The organism is Endozoicomonas sp. 4G (assembly GCF_023822025.1).
GTDB lineage: Bacteria > Pseudomonadota > Gammaproteobacteria > Pseudomonadales > Endozoicomonadaceae > Endozoicomonas_A.
Genome location: NZ_CP082909.1, coordinates 1,312,076 through 1,326,991, shown reverse-complemented (window position 1 = coordinate 1,326,991; position 14,916 = coordinate 1,312,076). Strand labels below are relative to the sequence as shown.

Annotated in this window: 13 protein-coding genes and 1 tRNA gene; 10 read left to right on the top strand and 4 right to left on the bottom strand. The window is 47.1% G+C overall.

The window, feature by feature from the left end:
* The first annotated feature begins 162 nt into the window (after window positions 1–162).
* Window positions 163–1,026 carry a hypothetical protein gene (locus K7B67_RS04920; RefSeq protein WP_252179253.1) on the top strand — a complete coding sequence of 288 codons (864 nt, stop codon included), beginning with the start codon at window positions 163–165 and terminating at the stop codon, window positions 1,024–1,026.
* Between the two features lie 334 nt (window positions 1,027–1,360).
* Here the strand turns inward: K7B67_RS04920 and K7B67_RS04915 are convergent, their stop codons facing one another.
* Window positions 1,361–2,050 (bottom strand): RNA-guided endonuclease TnpB family protein, encoded by a 690-nt coding sequence (locus tag K7B67_RS04915; RefSeq protein ID WP_252179252.1) that lies wholly within the window; start codon window positions 2,048–2,050, stop codon window positions 1,361–1,363.
* Window positions 2,017–2,403 carry a helix-turn-helix domain-containing protein gene (locus K7B67_RS04910; RefSeq protein WP_252179251.1) on the bottom strand — a complete coding sequence of 129 codons (387 nt, stop codon included), beginning with the start codon at window positions 2,401–2,403 and terminating at the stop codon, window positions 2,017–2,019. The genes K7B67_RS04915 and K7B67_RS04910 overlap by 34 nt, the downstream gene beginning before the upstream one ends.
* A gap of 28 nt (window positions 2,404–2,431) precedes the next feature.
* Here K7B67_RS04910 and K7B67_RS23975 point away from each other — a divergent pair, with 28 nt between their 5' ends.
* The 6 genes from K7B67_RS23975 to K7B67_RS04885 all read left to right on the top strand — a co-directional run bounded on the left by K7B67_RS23975 (window position 2,432) and on the right by K7B67_RS04885 (window position 11,590).
* A complete protein-coding gene (locus K7B67_RS23975) occupies window positions 2,432–2,716 on the top strand; it encodes a transposase (protein WP_346658254.1) in 285 nt (94 codons plus the stop codon).
* Window positions 2,685–3,257, top strand: a complete 573-nt coding sequence (locus tag K7B67_RS04905; protein ID WP_252179250.1) for a hypothetical protein — start codon at window positions 2,685–2,687, stop codon at window positions 3,255–3,257. Before K7B67_RS23975 ends, K7B67_RS04905 begins: the two co-directional genes overlap by 32 nt.
* The gene (locus K7B67_RS04900; protein ID WP_252179249.1) at window positions 3,254–3,952 is read left to right on the top strand and encodes a hypothetical protein; all 699 of its coding nucleotides are present in this window, start codon (window positions 3,254–3,256) and stop codon (window positions 3,950–3,952) included. Before K7B67_RS04905 ends, K7B67_RS04900 begins: the two co-directional genes overlap by 4 nt.
* 61 nt (window positions 3,953–4,013) lie before the next feature.
* Window positions 4,014–6,428 (top strand): hypothetical protein, encoded by a 2,415-nt coding sequence (locus K7B67_RS04895; RefSeq protein ID WP_252179248.1) that lies wholly within the window; start codon window positions 4,014–4,016, stop codon window positions 6,426–6,428.
* Between the two features lie 66 nt (window positions 6,429–6,494).
* Window positions 6,495–8,192, top strand: a complete 1,698-nt coding sequence (locus K7B67_RS04890) for a PABP-interacting PAM2 motif-containing protein (RefSeq protein ID WP_252179247.1) — start codon at window positions 6,495–6,497, stop codon at window positions 8,190–8,192.
* Between the two features lie 404 nt (window positions 8,193–8,596).
* Window positions 8,597–11,590 carry a hypothetical protein gene (locus K7B67_RS04885; protein ID WP_252179246.1) on the top strand — a complete coding sequence of 998 codons (2,994 nt, stop codon included), beginning with the start codon at window positions 8,597–8,599 and terminating at the stop codon, window positions 11,588–11,590.
* Between the two features lie 39 nt (window positions 11,591–11,629).
* Here K7B67_RS04885 and K7B67_RS04880 read toward each other — a convergent pair.
* Together K7B67_RS04880 and K7B67_RS04875 are read right to left on the bottom strand one after the other, a co-directional pair.
* A tRNA-Arg gene (locus K7B67_RS04880) sits at window positions 11,630–11,706 on the bottom strand.
* A 121-nt stretch (window positions 11,707–11,827) separates the two neighbouring features.
* Window positions 11,828–12,040 carry a hypothetical protein gene (locus K7B67_RS04875; protein ID WP_252179245.1) on the bottom strand — a complete coding sequence of 71 codons (213 nt, stop codon included), beginning with the start codon at window positions 12,038–12,040 and terminating at the stop codon, window positions 11,828–11,830.
* Window positions 12,041–12,310: 270 nt separating this feature from the next.
* On the opposite strand from K7B67_RS04875, the gene K7B67_RS04870 reads away from it, so the two are divergent.
* From K7B67_RS04870 to K7B67_RS04860, 3 genes are all read left to right on the top strand, one after another.
* Window positions 12,311–13,030 carry a VacJ family lipoprotein gene (locus K7B67_RS04870; protein ID WP_252179244.1) on the top strand — a complete coding sequence of 240 codons (720 nt, stop codon included), beginning with the start codon at window positions 12,311–12,313 and terminating at the stop codon, window positions 13,028–13,030.
* A gap of 197 nt (window positions 13,031–13,227) precedes the next feature.
* Window positions 13,228–14,400, top strand: coding sequence for a SpoIIE family protein phosphatase (locus K7B67_RS04865; RefSeq protein WP_252179243.1), 1,173 nt, complete (start codon window positions 13,228–13,230; stop codon window positions 14,398–14,400).
* Entirely contained in the window at window positions 14,397–14,915 is a 519-nt protein-coding gene (locus K7B67_RS04860; protein ID WP_252179242.1) for an STAS domain-containing protein, read from the top strand. Before K7B67_RS04865 ends, K7B67_RS04860 begins: the two co-directional genes overlap by 4 nt.
* Window position 14,916: the final 1 nt, after the last annotated feature.

The following is a 14,916-nucleotide window of genomic DNA, read 5'->3' as shown; positions in this document are numbered from 1 at the left end:
AATTCGCAGATTAAGAATCTTACCCAATCTACACCTTCTGACTTTTGTGATCGTCTACTCTTTAAAGCTGTCGCTCAGTGTAGCCATTTACACGAGCTAATGAATTTTTACACAAGCTAATGACTTTAGCTCGCTTCATAATTTTACTTTGGTGTTGTCATTATGTTTCGTCTGTTTTTTGATCATTATTATCAACTGTTTAAGTTGTTGGCACTGGCTTTTGTCTCTCTGCTCATGCAGGTTAGCAGCTCCAGTGCTGACGAATGTTCGGGTCATAAAGACCCGGGAACAGCGACTCAATGTAACCCGTCAAGCGCCCCTTCAGCATCAAAAGACAAGGCTGAACCGGAACCTGGGTATTCTTTTGTGGGCAGTGAGTATGTGGGTTTCTTTATAAAAGGCTCCATTCCCCGGGAAAAAGCCATTGAGCTGGCCGGTGAGGCTTTTCAATTCGTGTCGCCGGAAGACTCACCGGAACGAGTACGCTGCGCTATGCTGGTGGTCACCATTAACATAGACAGCGCCTTCAAGATTCCATTGCCCAGCTTCTTTCAATTACTTTACACCGAGGCTATCTGGATGCTGGAACTCAGCAAAGGCTCATATCTGGCAATCAAAGCATATACTGATTCATTGAAAATGAAATATGTTCTCGAATATTTCGACAAATACAATACATCTTATGGCTCAATGACACTCAAAAAAGTAAATGGGACCGACACTTTTTCTCTCCGTTCAGAGGAGGCTCTTTTATTTTCAGCCACCTTTGGCGAATCAATAGAGAGTGATGATACATCGCTAATAGAGAATTTATGGACAAGAAGCGCTAATGGTCACTACTACAAGATTCCATGGGGGACTGCCAAACCTTCTAAGGCCTATTCCACAAAATGCCAGGTAGACGACCACCGTGACAAAAGTATCTTTGCAGACGTCATCTGGGACAATACTGGACTGCTCTACATGAAACGCAAACATGAATGTTCCATGGCGATTACCGCTGAATTACCACCATTGTCCGATTAAGCCTGTTCCAAATCTGCTTAGGGAGTTTTAAATGGAAAACCACGAACTTTTATACCCTTTGACTGTCCAATAGCACAAGTCTCCAGGACGGTCACACGGCTATGAGTTATGGATTACCACCGGCATACAGCAACGCACCCGGCACCGCATCGCAACTATTACAGCAGGGTGCGTCGGGTTCAAGTACCGGCGCGGCAGAGCCTTCTGAATTTAAAATATACCCGCAGGCTACATCGTTTATTCCTGGTATTCGGGAATTCGAGCGCACAGCAATACCTATTACAGACCGACAGGTAACTGCAATCCACCCACCTCATATTCTTCCTCTATTTCATCAGTGGGCCAGAAAGACTCCCCCTGAAATCAGCTTGTGCCATCCTACGTTGAGAATGGCCTTGTTCAGTCCGGCTTTTTGTTTCGCCTTGTTGGAGATGAACTTACCGTTTTGATCTTTTTTTGCTTTTGGCCTGCGAGTCATTTTTGAAGTTTTCAGATCCTCGAAAACAATGACCCTGGCCTTGCTATCGACCATTTTCCTGCTGGTTTGGTGGCAGAAGTCTTGCCGAATGTTGGCTACTTTCTTGTGCTGCCTGCTAATCCTGTTCTTTGTTTTCTGACGACGGTTAGAGCCTTTGGTTTGGCGAGACAAACGGCGCTGAAACCTCTTTAGGTATCGCTTTCGCTTATCCATGTTCTTTGTCTGGTTTTCTGTAAAGTCGTAAGGCTTCACGCCAGTATGAACAGGTATAACAACACCTCGATCGACGCCGATAACATGCTCTTCCAGCCACTCTTTGGAAGCACCTTTAAGGTATTCCAAATGCTCTTTTTCTGTTGCTGGTTCTTCTGATCCATCGTCATAACAGAAAGAAACGAAGTACTGACCAGCCTCTTTTCTAATGTAAATGGATTTTGGTTCGTTGAATGAGCGGTGAGTTTTAAACGACAAATAACCAATATTATTGGTCTTTGTGCCAATAAAAAGACGGGTTACACCATCTTCACAGATATCGAACCGGAACACTTCATTGGTGAGGTGAATGCTACCCTTGTCGGATTTTGGCTTTTTTTTGGCTTACCGCACTGGCCATTAATGTGTTTATGGTAGGTCTGATACCAATTGACGGCAGAATTCCTGATTATCTGGCTGGGACAATCGGATAACCAAGGTGTTAATTCTTTGCTTTTGAATTGCGAAGTCTTCTGATCGACCGGAGCATGAGTACCAACAGGACAATACTTTCTGGCGTAGGTGCTGTAGTAGCGATGTTCATCACACTTTGCATTCCAGATAACCCGAGCGCAACCCATCCACTGAGACAGAACCAACTTTTGCTGATCTGTTGGATTGGCTTTGAGTTGGATACCTTGAAGCATTACATAACCTGTTGAATTGAATGGCTTCATGCTAGTCTGGTTACAAATATCAGTCAAATATGAAGTTTGTATGTACGAACGGAAATCATGTAAATCCTGTGTATTTAGGAATAACGTACATCTAGTATTTGGTACTAAATACCGTAGAAACGTGTTCACCAAGGAAATGATCGACCGGCTACGAAGCGACTGTCACAGCAAGGCTAACGCCTTGCAAGGGCTTGACCCGCCTCTAAAGAAGCGGGATTGCGCCCTTAATTTCGTTCAAACAGGCTCAGGCGTTGCTATTGAATGTAAAAATAGCATTGACTAAAAAGCTGAAATCGAATCCAACCACTGACGATTTAGAAAAACTGAACGAACAACTCTATATCGTAAACATAGCGCTGACACGACTCTGGCAAGAAATGGGCAGCTATGAACTGGCTCAGGATCTACTGCTGAGCATGACTAACAAGGACCGCGATGACAGCGAGGAGATTTTGTGCAGCACCTCTGGAGACCTTGACACTGACCTGGCTCTGGCACGACTCTGGCGATTGATGGGCAAAAATGAACTGGCAGAAAGACTGCTGCTGAACATGAGCGGCAAGCGCCCCAATGCCAGTGAAGAAGAACTGTGCCAACCTTGGGGGCACCACGCTGTTGATCTGATTCGGGCGCTATTGTGGAAGAAAATTGGTAAATTTAAACTGGCTGAAAGACTGTTGCTGAATATGAGCAACAAGACCCCTATCAACATGAGGAGATACTTTGCACGCCCTGCGGGCATCATGAAACTGATCTGGCCCTGGTGCGGTACTGGGAGCTGGTGGGCGAATATAAGCTGGCTGAAAGACTGCTGCTTAACATGATTGACAAAACCCTTGATGCCAGTCCGGAAATTCTGTGCCAGTCCTGTGGGCACAATGACATGGACCTGCTTCTGGCACTGCTCTGGCAGCTAATGGGTAAATATGAATTGGCTGAAAGGCTGCTGCTGGACATGATTAGCAAGCGCCCCGATGACAACGAGGATTGGCTATGCACCCCCTCAGGGGATCATGACACCGACCTGGCTCTGGTGCGAACCTGGAGCGCAAGTGGCAAACTGAAGCAAGCTGAAACGCTGGTTGAACGTTGCTACCCCCTTTATCGTACCGATGAATTTAAATCAATACGGTTAAGCTTGTTTATTGGACAGCCAAATTTTATGGCAATGGATGGCGATTATCCGGAAAACGCCAGTGCACTACTGACGACCTCGATCCATTATTTCACTCTGGCCTGTCATCAGGTCAACGATGACGATATGAAATCAGGAATATCTAACTTCAATAAGGCGCTTGAACTGGTTGAGTTGATATTAAAGAAATACCCCCCGAGTGCGAGTGCTTATTCGCACAAAGCGCATTGTATTAGAATGTTGGGCGCCAGTAAGGGGGAATGGGAGGAATTATTCAAAAAAGCAAATGCCCTTGATGACGAACGTCTACAGAGAGACAAAGCCAAGGCCTGGCGAAAAGACGAATCTGATGCTCTTAAGAAAATGCTAAGTCGGAGGGTGTGACTAGAACTTTTATGCCCTTTGATTGTCCAACTGCACAAGTCTCCAGGAAGGTCACACGGCTATGAATTATGGATTACCACCCGCATACAGCAACGCAACCGGCACCGCATCGCAACCATTACAGCAGGGTGCGTCGGGTTCAAATACCAATGCGGTAGAACCCTCTGAATCTAAATTAAACCCGCAGGCTACAGCGTTTGTTCCTCATGTTCAAACAGCCGCGTTACCTATTACTGACCGACAGATAACCGTAATCCACACACCTCCTTTTCTTCAGCCAGGTCACAAGTGGGGCAGAAAACCTTATCCCCCTGATACTCAAGCAAGAATCGATGACGCTTTCAAAGCACTAAAACAAGAACGGTTCAAAACTGCAGAAGCTGCATTCTGGGTTATTATCAACACAGACCTGCATTTACTGACTCGGTTCGAGTACCAAAATCTGATCGTAGGGTTTGCAAGGTCACTGAAAGATCAAACCCACGCAAAACAGGAAGAAGCTCGCCGTTATCTGGAGCAACTCAGGCTGACTGAAAAGCCCGACCCATTAAAGGCTTCGACCATTCACAACCTTGATCTGACGCTGAGTCTATGTGAGCAGTCCCTTGGACGGTACCCCGATGCTGAAGCACGACTTTTGAGACTGAGAGACAAAAACCCCGACGACGATCGGAAGACCCTGTGCCAGACTTCCTGCAATTTTGACGTTGATATCGCCAATGCCCGGCTGTGGCAGTTTACCGGTAAATACGTGCTGGCTCAGGCGTTGCTATTGAACGTAAAAATAGAATTGACTAAAAGGCTGAAATCGAACCAAATCACTTATGATGTAGAAAGTCTGCATAAACACCTCCACACCGTAAACATAGCGCTGGCACGACTCTGGCAAGAGATGGACTGCCATGACCTGGCTCTGGATCTACTGCTGAGCATGAGTAACAAGAACCGCGATGACAGCGAGGAGACTTTGTGCACTAGCTGTGGAGACATTGACACTGATCTGGCCCTGGCACGACTCTGGCTATTGATGGGCAAAACTGAACTGGCTGAGAGACTGCTGCTGAACATGAGCGGCAAGCGCCCCGATGCCAGTGAAGAAGAACTGTGCAAGCCCAGCAGGCATCTTGAAACGGATCTGACTCTGGTGCGGCTGTGGGAAGAAAAAGGCAACTATCACCTGGCAGAAAGAATGCTGCTGAACTTGAGCGGCAAGCGCCCCAATGCCAGTGATGAAGAACTGTGCAAGCCCTGTAAAAATCGTAACGTTGATCTGACGCGGGCCCTATTGTGGAAGACGCTAGGCAAATATGAACTGACTGAAAGGCTGCTGCTGAATATGAGCAACAAGAACCCCTATCAACATGAGGAGGTTCTGTGCACGCCCTGTGGGCATTATGAAACGGATATAGCCCTGGTCCGGCACTGGGAGCTGATGGACAAATATGAGCTGGCTGAGAGACTGCTGCTTAACATGATTGGGAAGCCCCTTGATGCCAGTCCGGAATTTCTGTGCAGGCCCTGTGGACACCATGTCTTTGACCAGACTCTGGCACTGCTCTGGCAGACGATGGGTAAATATGAACTGACTGAAATATTGCTCCTGAACTTAAGTGGCAAGCGTTTCATTAGCGATGAAGAGATCCTGTGCACGCCCTGTGGGAATTACTGGATTGACCTGGCTATGGCCCGACTCTGGCAGGTAACAGGCAGACTACACTGGGCTGAAAGGCTGCTGCTGAACATGATTGGCAAGTGCCCCGATGACAGCGAAGATCAGCTATGCAAGCTCTCAGGGAATTATCACATTGATATAACTCTGATGAGAATCTGGCTGGTAACTGGTAAACATACACTGACTGAAAAACTGCTGCTGAACATGAGTGGCAAGCACCACTTTAACGATCAAGACTGTAACGATGAAGACAGGCTGTGCGAGCCTTGCGGAAATCAAGAAATTGATATGGCCCTGTTGCGAACCTGGCAAGCAAGGGGCAAACAGAAGCAAGCTGAAATACTGGTTGAACGTTGCTACGCCCTTTATCGTTCGGATGAAATTAAATTGACACGATTAAATGTATTCGTTGGACAGGCAAAGTTTATGGCAATGGTTGCCGAGTGTCCGGAAACCCCCAATACACTTCTGAAGACCTCGATCCACTACTTCACCCTGGCTTGTAAGCAGGTAACGGATGGCGATACGGAGTCAGGAATAGCTAACTTTAATAAGTCGCTTGAACTGGTTGACGCAATATTGAAGCAATACCCCCCGAGTGCGGCTGCTTATTCGCACAAAGCCCATTGTATTAGAATGTTAGGCGGCAGTGAGAAAAAATGGCGGAAATTATTCAACAAAGCAGATACCCTTGATACCGTCCGTTTAGAGAGAGACAAAACCGCGGCCTGGCGAATCAATGAATCTGATGCTCTTAAGGAGATGCTACGTCTGAGGGGCAAAAAAGTCGGAGAGCCTAAATAGATAACCATGAACTTTTATAGCCTTTGACTGTCCAACAGCCTAAGTTTCCAGGAAGGTCAAACGGTTATGAATTACGGATTACCACCCGCATACAGCAACGCACCCGGCGCGACACCGTCGCAATCGACCTTGCCTGATTCTAATAAGCAAACAAAGGCTCCCTTTAAATTAAACCCTGATGCACCGGTGTTTGTTCCTCGTCGTCAACATGCTCACCAACCTTCGATCAGCCCCCAGAATATTCTCCACAGGCAAACCACTGCTTACCAGGAACCTTCTTCTCAGACCTTGTACCCACCGGTGGAAAAGGAATCTCCTAAAAAGGCCAAAGTAAAAATCAATAGAGCTTACAGCATGCTGTCGCGCCAAAACTTCATTGATGCAGAGAACACATTTCGGTCCATCTTGCACGAATACGACGAAGACTCACTGGCTACATTTGACTACCAAAGATCAGTCATAGGACTGGCAAGATCACTAAACGAATCCAATGAAAAACAAAAAGAGGCCCGTTTGCGTCTGGAAAAACTCAGGTCGGAGCACGATTTAAACGAATTCGGGGCTTCAACCGTTCGTGACCTTGATCTGACCCTGAGTCTCAGTGAAGAGAGACTTGGGCGAATAGCTGATGCACAGGCACGACTTTTGAAACTCAGAGAAAAACAACCCGATGCTGATGAAGAAACCCTTTGCCAGCATTCCAGATTTTTTGACGCCGATATGGCTCAGGTACGGCTATGGAAGCGTACGGGAAAACTCCAACTGACTGAAAAACTGCTGCTGAGCATGAAAAAAGGGCTGACTTCAAAGCTGGATTTGCAACCACATGCTGCCAAAGTAAAAAAACTTCAAGATTTACTCCACACCGTAAATATAACGCAGGCACAATTCTGGCGGGAGACCGGCCAATATAAATTGGCTGAAGATCTGATATTACAGATGAGTGACAAACACTCCGATGACAGTATCGAGAAACTCTGTAAATCCTCGAAGAATAATGACGTCGACCTGTCTCTGGTACGAATCTGGGAAGCAACATATCAATATAAGCTGGCTGAAAAACTGCTGCTGAACATCATTGACAAGCAACCCGATGACGACGAGGAGATTCTGTGCACACCCTCTGGAAAACAGGATATTGATATAGCCCTGGCACGACTCTGGCAATTGATGCGCAAACATAAACGAACCGAAATACTGCTGCTGAACATGAGTAACAAGAACCCCGGTGACCGTGAGGATATTTTGTGCAGACCTTCCGGAAATCATGACATTGACCTGAATCTCGTAAGACAATGGGAGATAATGGACAAAAATCATCTGGCTAAAAAACTGATTGAGCGCTGCTATGCACTATATCGTTCCAGTAAATTTCAATTAGCACTGTTATGTTTATCTGCCGGGAAAGCAGAATTTATGGAAATAGTTAGCCACCTCCGGAAAAATGCCGTTACATTGCTGGCTCACTCGATCCATTATTTCAATCTGGCTTGTCAGCAAATAAACGATAATAAGACGGAGTCAGGAAAAGACAGCCTTAACAAAGCGCTTGAGTATGTGCAATCAACCATAGAAAAGTACCCCCAGACTGCGGGCGCCTACGCTCAAAAAGCGCATATTATTAGAATGTTGGGCGCCAGTGATGAAGAATGGCAGAAATTGTTCGATACTGCAGACACCATGGACGGCGAGAGAAACAGGGAGAAAGACATTAGGTGGCGAAGAGAAGAATTAGCAGCTCTTAAGAAAATAGAAGCCACCTGAAAAAAAGATACCAGCAAAAAGGCCTGAAGCGGTCACAAGACGGCCTTGCGCCCTAAAGCCAAAGAATTGTTGGATGAAGCGCGAGAGGATCTCAGGATAAAAACGGAACTAGTGCACCCAAGCTCTGATATCCGTACACCCCCTCGTTCCCACGCTCCAGAGGGTGTCGCAAAACTCTAACAACCCGTTCCCACGCTGGGACTCAAAGGGCCTAAAAGCAAGGGAATCAGAGTTTTGCGACAGCCTCATAAGGCTTATTCCAATTATCAGTGTCAAAAAAACAGACTATCCTGAATAAACTCAGCAACCTAACCGGCTTGGCAATGTACAGCTTTTACACCTTTCTAAAGTTGTTCACTATGGCATTTGTAGCAACAGTACTTTCCTTTTTCACAAATCCTGTAGTGGCCACTGGTGAATATTTAGAATGGCAGTTGCCTGTAAACCAACAAAGTGATTCTTCTATAACCGTTCGAGCCAGAACCGTTCGAGCCAGGCCGGTAAGTATTGCTACAAAAACTCAGGGCACACGAACGCAGTCTTTTACTGGCGAAGTCACTATTTTCGGGCAGATTGACCAGCCATTTATCATCTGTGCACAAGGCTTAGACTCTCAGGGCTTTACTTATGAAGCCAGTGCTGTTGTACCTTTCCCCTTTTCTGATAATGATAAATCAACCCATATTTATGTGCTTACGTTGAGTGAGCAAACGGGCAGAATGGCGATTAAAGAAAGCCAGCCTTGCCCGGTGTCTTTTAATCACCCGTATCCATTCACATCAGGGCAATATCTGCGTTCAAAAAAGCCTTTTTTAGTAGTAAATGGACGAGTAGAAAAAACGCACGATACTCAAAATGCCGGGGCAATTCCCCCTGTCGGCCTACCAATCAAGCCTACGTTGTTTCAAAGCCCTTCAGGTGGTGGCTACGACACTGACGATTACAACGATTTCAAACGCCCGCCCTTTATGCCAGCACCCGACAAAATGATGGTCGACCTGATTCTCCTGCCCACTCTGAGCCTGCCTGCAAACTGTCGTGATTATCAGCCTTTTATCGGAGTGTACCACTGGCTTACCAATACTCAGCCCGAAGGAGTAACGATTGTTGTACGGTTCGGTGATTCGCCGCCGCTTACCTTTCAAATCAGCCTGGCTGAATCCCGGGAACTGACGGATAAGCTGCTTAATACACGGGAGCTTTTACACTGGCTCGCACCTAGGCTCAGTGGCAGGGAGCACCTGATACAACAGCTTCTGGAGCTGACAGCAGACTCAGATGAACTACCCAGCCCATTATCTGAAGAAATCCTTAAATCCCTCCGAAAGCAACTGGCTATCGTGTTGGAACTACCAGATATTGAGTTCAGTCTTGAGTTTGAATGCTCGGAACTGGAACGCACTTTTAGAAGACAGACCAAGACTCAGCCCCCCCCCGGAACCAAACAGCTGGGGAACTCCCAAAGCAAAATTTCACAAAATCCTGCAGTGGCTAAAGGCAACAAACAGAGTTATTCAGGCAACCAGAAACGGCGCAAAAAAAAACAAAACCAGCCAAAGCAGAATTATCCAAAACCTGATAACAAACGTACCGATTACACTCATAATGCATTTTCCGGGCTAAGTTTCCATTTCCAGGAAGGTCAAACGGCTATGAATGATGGATTACCACCCGCATACAGCAACGCAACCGGCGCAACACCGTCGCAATCGCCCTTGCCTGATTCTAATAAGCAAACAAAGGCTCCCCCTAAATTAAACCCGGATGCACCGGTGTTTGTTCCTCGTCGTCAACATGCTCACCAACCTTCGATCAGCCATCAGAATATTCTCCACCGGCAAACCACTGCCTGCCGGAAACCTTCTTCTCAGACCTTGTACCCACCGGTAGAAAAGGAATCTCCTAAAGAGGCCAAAGTAAAAATCAATAGAGCTTACAGCATGCTGTCTCACCAAAACTTCATTGATGCAGAGAGCACATTTCGGTCCATCTTGCAAGAATACGAAGACTCACTGGCTACATACGACTACCAACAATCAGTCATAGGGTTGGCAAGATCACTAAACGAATCCAATGAAAAACAAAAAGAGGCCTGTTTGCTTCTGGAAAAACTCAGGTCCGAGCACGATTTAAACAAATTCGGGGCTTCAACCGTTCGTGACCTTGATCTGACCCTGAGTCTCAGTGAAGAGAGACTTGGGCTAATAGCTGATGCACAGGCACGACTTTTGAAACTCAGAGAAAAACAGCCCAATGCTAATGAAGAAACCCTTTGCCGGCATTCCAGATTTTTTGACGCAGATATGGCTCAGGCACGGCTATGGCAGCATACGGGAAAACCCCAACTGACTGAAAAACTGCTGCTGAGCATGAAAAAAGGGCTGACTTCAAAGCTGGATTTGCAACCACATGCTGCCAAAGTAAAAAGACTTCAACATTTACTCCAAACTGTAAATATAACTCTGGCGCAATTCTGGCGAGAGACCGGCCAATATAAATTGACTGAAGACCTGATATTGCAGATGAGTGACAAACACCCCGATGACAGTATCGAGAAACTCTGTAAACCCTCGAAGAATAATGACGTCGACCTGTCTCTGGTACGAATCTGGGAAGCAACATATCAATATAAGCTGGCTGAAAAACTGCTGCTGAACATCATTGACAAGCAACCCGATGACGACGAGGAGATTCTATGCACACCCTCTGGAAAACAGGATATTGATATAGCCCTGGCACGACTCTGGCGATTAATGCGCAAACATAAACGAACCGAAATACTACTGCTGAACATGAGTAACAAGAAGCCCGGTGACCGTGAGGATATTTTGTGCAGACCTTGCGGAAATCATGACATTGACCTGACTCTCTTAAGACAATGGGAGGTAATGGACAAAAATCATCTGGCTAAAAAACTGATTGAGCGCTGCTATGCACTATATCGTTCCAGTAAATTTCAATTAGCACTGTTATGTTTATATGCCGGGGAAGCAAAGTTTATGGAAATAGTTAGACACCACCCGACAAATGCCAATACATTGCTGTCTCACTCGATCCATTATTTCACTCTGGCTTGTCAGCAAATAAACGATAATAAGACGGAGTTAGGAAAAGACAGCCTTAACAAAGCGCTTGAGTATGCGCAATTAACCATAGAGAAGTACCCCCAGACTGCGGGCGCCTACGCTCAAAAAGCGCATATTATTAGAATGTTGGGCGCCAGTGAGGAAGAATGGCGGAAATTATTCGATACTGCGGATGCCATGGACGGCGAGAGAAGCAGAGAGAAAGGCATTAAGTGGCGAAGAAATGAATTGGCAGCTCTTAAGATAATAGAAACCACCTGGAAAAAAGATACCAGCAAAAAGCCTGAAACAGTAACAGTGCCTGAACAATGAATCAGAAAACAGGATTTCGTACGGTTGAGTACTTAATTATGGCGCTCCCGAGAGGATTTGAACCTCTGACCTATCGCTTAGGAGGCGATTGCTCTATCCAGCTGAGCTACGGGAGCATAGAAAAGCCAGCGGGCAGATTATTCCGGCTGGCTTGCTTTGCATTCTAACGAGTCGATGTAGTTTTTCAAGGAAAAAGTCGTTTTGCGTAGTGCACGGAGATAAACCCCTGCCGGAAAATCAGTCAGCTACCTTGTCATTCTGATGAGCCCGGTCACCCAAGGCTGACGCAAGTGTACTTTCGAAAGCGAGCAGCTTGTCTGCCACTCTGGCACTGTCTACTTTCAGTTTGCCTGCGAGATAAGCTTTTCTCAAAGCCAACAATCGCTCCCCGGTATGATGGCCGGGTGTACTGCCGGGAGTCTCAGTTTCGTTGTTTTGGCGGTCTTCCATGATTCCTCCTGATCGCTAAGCACCTGATAATCTCACAAGATATTTTCAGCTTCCAGAGCCAAAACATGGCTTTTTTACCATACAGGTTTTATGCCAGATTCATTAACTTATGAATCGTCAGATACTTAGCAGAATCAAGCCAGAAACGATGAAGCGAACGTTCCATTTTTTTTAAATATTTCACTCAACGAAAAAATGATTCAAACTATAACTCTGTACATCCAAAAATTTAGGCAGCATAAAAACAAGGAAAGCGAGGACAGGAACGTGATGCAATCACTGACTAACAACCTGAAAAATGCACTACAAAACAGGGTTAAGGTGATAGCCGCCCTGCTACTCATCGGATACGTTTCCGGTGCCGGAGCGGAGGTCGTTTCCTACGACGATCCCTGGGAGAAAACAAACCGCGCCATCTTTTCATTCAATGACACACTGGATACCTATGTCCTGAAACCCGTGGCTGAAGGATACGATACCGTGACCCCCAAGCCGATTCAGCAACTGGTCTCTAACTTTTTCTCAAACCTCGGCGAGATCCGCAACGCTGTCAATGCGGCGTTACAGCTCGAAGGCGGTGAAGCCCTGGCGTCTCTTGGGCGCTTTGGCATTAATTCGACGGTCGGCATGCTGGGAATGGTGGATGTCGCCACCCCACTGGGCATTGAGCGGCACTATGAGGACTTTGGCCTGACACTGGCTCACTGGGGCACGCCATCCGGGCCTTATGTGGTGCTGCCGTTACTGGGTTCAAGAACACTAAGATCCGGTATCGGTACATTGCCGGACTCAATGATGAATCTCCAGGGGCAGATTCAGCCAGAACGGGACCAGTGGACGGCCAGAGGCATCGATACCATTAACACCCGTGCGTCCCTGCTGAGCTCTGAAGCTCTGATTGTCGGTGATCGCTACACCTTTATCCGGGATGCGTACCTGCAACGTCGTGAATATCTGATTACAGGCCAGTTGCCAGAAGATGACTTCTGACGGCTTGACATCCTCCCCGCCCCGATACCGTTTCTGTTTTATCTTCTCCCCCGGCTTGCAGCAAAGCCGGGTTGGGAGTATGTTTCAACAGACTGTAAATTAATCATGGTTCAACGTCAGATGCACTCTGTTTTACTTGACGTAGATTGTCCTGACACCGATCTGGATACATCTCCCCAGCAGGCAGGATCATAAATATGGCCAGTAGTACCATTCTGGTCATTGATGATGACACAATTGTAAGAGAGAGCATCGTAGCCTATCTCGAAGACAGCGGCTTCAGTACCCTTCAGGCAGACAATGGTGAACAGGGGCTGGCTTTATTCAAAGAGACTCCCCCCGACCTGGTTCTCTGCGACCTTCGAATGCCGAAAATGGATGGACTGACGGTCCTTCGCAGCGTCCGGGAACTGTCTCCCGATACTCCCTTTATCGTGGTATCCGGTGCCGGTATCATGACCGACGTGGTACAAGCAATGCGTCTCGGGGCCTGCAACTACTTTATTAAGCCTATTGTCGACCTGGAAGTTCTGGAGTACGCCATTAACCGTGCGCTGGAAAAAGCCCAGCTGATACTTGAAAATCGCCGCTACCGGGAAAGCCTTGAAGAGGTCATTCACTCGCTGAAAAACAACCTGCACCTGTTGCAGGAAGACCAGAAGGCAGGCCGCCAGGTACAAATGAAAATGCTTCCCCAGGAGCCTCTGATCTTTGAAAACTTCAAGGTCGACCACAAGATCATCCCTTCTCTCTACCTCAGTGGTGACTTTGTTGACTACTTCGCCCTGAATGAACACAGTTTCGCCTTTTACCTGGCCGACGTCTCCGGTCATGGTGCGTCCTCAGCCTTTATTACCGTGCTGCTGAAAAACATGTCCATGAACCTACTCAAGGAATATCAGTCCCATGGCGGCCGGGCCAGGGTCAAACCTTCCCATGTGCTGAACTTTCTCAACCGCAGCCTTCTGGAAACCGGCCTGGGCAAGCACGTTGCGGTCTTTGGTGGAGTGGTCGACACCCGCGATCAGACGCTCACCTACGCTTTTGGCGGTCACTACCCTCTGCCCATTCTTTCCACTGGGGAAAAAACTCGCTGTATTCAAGGCCGTGGCTTACCGGTCGGGCTGTTTGAAAATGCCACCTTTAAAGATGTCACCATTGACTTGCCCGAACAATTTACCTTGACTATTCTGTCCGATGGCATTCTTGAGTTGTTACCACAGAAAACACTTCAAGAGAAAGAAGACTACTTGTTGTCTGTGATTAAAGAGGGAGCCGTGACGGTATCAGCCCTGACAGAAAAGCTGGGGCTCAACACCGAAGCCGCTCCGGACGATGTCGCCATACTGATTCTGAAGAGAGATAAATGACTACTGGCAAAATACTGTTCGCAAAAAACAATGGCACGCATGTTGTTAAACTGGTGGGAGAAGTGCGGTTAACCCTGTGCTCCTCACTGGAAAAGATGCTCAACAAGCCTGATTTCACATCGGTTATTATTGACCTGACCGACGCCGACACCATCGACAGTACCTCTCTGGGCCTGCTGGCCAAACTGTCTATTCAGACCAAGAAAAACCTGGGACTGGTGCCGGTTATTATTTCCACCAAAGATGACATCACCCGGATTCTGCTGAGCGTGGGCTTTGACCGGGTGTTTGTGATTGTCAGAGAGCTGGAAGGCTATGAAAACCTGAACCTGGACATGCAGGAAATCATCTGTGAAGGGAACCTGGAACAATCCGCCCAGGCCAGACAAGTTCTCGACGCCCACCAGGTGTTGATGGGCATGAACAAAGGTAACCAGAAAGCGTTCAGCGAACTGGTAAAACAACTGGAGCAAACTCAGCCCGACCCCGACCCCAAAGATAAAGGCAAGAGCTGAA

Coding starts and splice junctions, on each gene's coding strand:
- K7B67_RS04865 (WP_252179243.1), top strand. CDS start 13,228: ATGGCCAGTAGTACCATTCTGGTCATTGATGATGACACAATTGTAAGA.
- K7B67_RS23975 (WP_346658254.1), top strand. CDS start 2,432: ATGCTAGTCTGGTTACAAATATCAGTCAAATATGAAGTTTGTATGTAC.
- K7B67_RS04910 (WP_252179251.1), bottom strand. CDS start 2,403: ATGCTTCAAGGTATCCAACTCAAAGCCAATCCAACAGATCAGCAAAAG.
- K7B67_RS04875 (WP_252179245.1), bottom strand. CDS start 12,040: ATGGAAGACCGCCAAAACAACGAAACTGAGACTCCCGGCAGTACACCC.
- K7B67_RS04900 (WP_252179249.1), top strand. CDS start 3,254: ATGATTGACAAAACCCTTGATGCCAGTCCGGAAATTCTGTGCCAGTCC.
- K7B67_RS04920 (WP_252179253.1), top strand. CDS start 163: ATGTTTCGTCTGTTTTTTGATCATTATTATCAACTGTTTAAGTTGTTG.
- K7B67_RS04860 (WP_252179242.1), top strand. CDS start 14,397: ATGACTACTGGCAAAATACTGTTCGCAAAAAACAATGGCACGCATGTT.
- K7B67_RS04870 (WP_252179244.1), top strand. CDS start 12,311: ATGCAATCACTGACTAACAACCTGAAAAATGCACTACAAAACAGGGTT.
- K7B67_RS04895 (WP_252179248.1), top strand. CDS start 4,014: ATGAATTATGGATTACCACCCGCATACAGCAACGCAACCGGCACCGCA.
- K7B67_RS04890 (WP_252179247.1), top strand. CDS start 6,495: ATGAATTACGGATTACCACCCGCATACAGCAACGCACCCGGCGCGACA.